Source organism: Rubritalea profundi (assembly GCF_002954445.1).
Classification (GTDB): Bacteria; Verrucomicrobiota; Verrucomicrobiia; order Verrucomicrobiales; family Akkermansiaceae; genus Rubritalea; species Rubritalea profundi.
The window spans coordinates 2,139,631-2,142,036 of sequence record NZ_MQWA01000001.1; the positions used below are offsets into that span (position 1 = coordinate 2,139,631).

A 2,406-nucleotide genomic window follows, 5' to 3' on the forward strand; every position below is an offset into this window, starting at 1 on the left:
ATCGGCTATCTCGCTCCGCTCGGTTCTCGGCGCGCCTTGTCATTTTGGCAAATCACTCCGGCATTCGTCTCGTTTGAATCACTAAGTGGTATAAAAATCTTTTTTCGCTGTGCTTTGGCACCTAGAAAATCTAGCTATGCTGCAAATCTCTTCCTGACCCCTTTTCAAGTACCTAAATACCCAAGGAAGCTCGAAGCCCTAATGAACTAAACCCGCCATCAATGGGCCTGAATAGGCGCTACTCTGGTGACCGGTGGATTGGGTATTCGGATTTTGGATTTCTTTCGTGCTTGGGTATTTAGGATTTCGTCATTGCTCAAGCTTCAATCCATCAATCGATATCGTCAGCCTGAATAAGCCACGAAAATCACCTTAACTTAGTGCCATTCCGGACTGGACCCATACTGGAGGTCGTCATCAAACACCTACAGAATGCTTACAAACGAAGCCATCCGTCCGCAAAAAAAGAAACAAGACAAAGCCAAAAAGAGCTGTTAATGTATCTACATGACCGTAGAAACCATCATCAAAGAAAATACTCGCTTCGACCGTGGCGGGAGTCCTCTTGAGGTAGTTATCCCTTACGAAAAGTTCGTCGAGTTCGTCGAGTTCGTTGAGGAATACGGACTTGATTTGACCGATGAAGAGCGTGAAGCCATTCGTGAAGCTAAATCTGATTTGGATGCTGGTCGGCTCGATAAATTTATTAGCGCAGAAGACATCGAAAAAGAGTTCTTAGCTTAATGCACAAGGTTATTTACACTCGCACAGCGAGACGCTCGTTGCGTCGCATTGCGAAAGATCGTGTTGCTACGATTATTGGCTAGATCAATGAACTAGCGAGCCTTGAAGACCCTCTGGTACATCAAAACGTGAAGCCAATGAAAGGCGATTGGCTTGGTTCCTATAGGTTAAGAATCGGAGGGTATAGAGCTATTTTTGGCTTAAACCCAGATCCCGAAGCCAAGCCAGAGCAAAAGCTGCTTTTGATCAGCGTTGCGGTGATTGGTTCACGTGGCGGAATCTATAAAAAATAAGGTTTCTTCTTTGATCTGACTTCAAGACTTCCCGACTCCGCCACCGGCCCGATCGTCCCTCCCTCAACAAACTTCGCTAGTTCCTTTCATGCCAACTGACCCCATACCGCGCATCAACTCAACCAAGCCCAATCCATACTCTCATCAAAAAAATCTGCGCCTCTGCGGCTCTGCGCGAGGTTTTGAATTCATTTCTCGCGCAGAGCCGCACAGCCGCAGAGCAAAACCTGATGATTCGGATTCAGGCTTTCGTCATTCTAGGGCTGTTCCTGATCCCTGACCCCTGACCCCTGACTCCCAGACTCCCCAGACTCCCCAGACTCCCCAGACTCCCCGACTTCAAGACTTCCCGACTCCGCCACCGGCCCCACCGTCCCGCCCTCGACGAACTCGATCTTGGTCAGCGTCTGCCTTTGGTCGTCCTTGCCTTTGGCCACGTTGTCCACCCAGCGCAGCACCTGGCGCACCACCGGGCGGCTGTCCCAGTGGAGATGGGCGATGGTCGGCCTGCACCAGGCGAAGGTCGGATCGGGATCCGTGCAAAACAGCGAGACCTGGTCCGGTGCGAGGATGCCGTGCCGAGCGAGATGGTTCTTGGCAGCGTGGAAAAGTAAAGGCTCATCAATGATCAGGGCGGTGGGCGGGGTGACGCGAAACAGCTCGTCCAGCAGGCGGTGAAACCCCTCGGGCGTATCATCCCAATCGGGGATGTTGTAAGAGCCGGTCTGCAGACCATGCGCCTGCATCTCCTCGAGCTGGGCGCGCTCGGATTGGCCCGGCTCCGGAATGCGCCTGGCTTTCTGGGTGAGAATGACGATGCGCTGGTGACCGAGGGCGACTAGGCGGCGGACTAATAACCGGCCCGCCTGGACATGATCCGGACCGACCGCGGCAATCGGCAGGGTGCTGCGCCGCCCGAACAGCGCGAACGCAGGTTTTTCGTATTCGACAAACCACTGCAACACATCGCGCGAGGCAGCACTGACGATCCAGGCGTCCGCCCCGGTCTTCTTCACGTAGCGGGCCACGCGCCTGACATCCATGCCTAGATCCCTCAGGGTCTTGTCGGCGAAAAACGGAACGTGCCCCGCCGCCTCAAGCCGGTGGCCCAGCTCGATCATGTAGTCAGCACCCCGGGCCGGAGCATCGCTGACCAGCAAGGCCACCCGCAACGCAAGCGGGGTATGACCCTCCGGCAGCACGATCTTACGGCGGCGCCCCGGCCCCTGGCCAACCAATAGACCCTCATTCTCGAGCGCCTGCAGCGTGGTCTCCGCCGTCTTACAATTGACGCTAAACTCTGCTGCGAGCCGTTGCACGCCGGGCATCGTCCCGACCCAACGCCCGCGCAACAACTCGCCGCGTAGGT

The 2,406-nt window shown here is 55.1% G+C and carries 4 protein-coding genes; 3 read left to right on the plus strand and 1 reads right to left on the minus strand.

Features of this window, described 5'->3' with window-relative positions; translation table 11 throughout:
- From BSZ32_RS19285 to BSZ32_RS18815, 3 genes are all read left to right on the plus strand, one after another.
- Positions 1 to 210, plus strand: a 210-nt coding sequence (locus BSZ32_RS19285; RefSeq protein ID WP_206018793.1) for a hypothetical protein, incomplete at its 5' end; no start/stop codon positions are given.
- Positions 211 to 507: 297 nt separating this feature from the next.
- On the plus strand, positions 508 to 744 hold the full coding sequence (locus BSZ32_RS09385) for a hypothetical protein (protein ID WP_105043188.1): 237 nt from the start codon (positions 508 to 510) through the stop codon (positions 742 to 744).
- Positions 745 to 872: 128 nt separating this feature from the next.
- Positions 873 to 1,037 carry a type II toxin-antitoxin system RelE family toxin gene (locus BSZ32_RS18815; RefSeq protein WP_206018794.1) on the plus strand — a complete coding sequence of 55 codons (165 nt, stop codon included), beginning with the start codon at positions 873 to 875 and terminating at the stop codon, positions 1,035 to 1,037.
- A 257-nt stretch (positions 1,038 to 1,294) separates the two neighbouring features.
- Here BSZ32_RS18815 and BSZ32_RS09390 read toward each other — a convergent pair.
- Positions 1,295 to 2,406 (minus strand): substrate-binding domain-containing protein (locus BSZ32_RS09390; protein ID WP_206018795.1); only part of this gene is annotated, 1,112 nt, incomplete at its 5' end.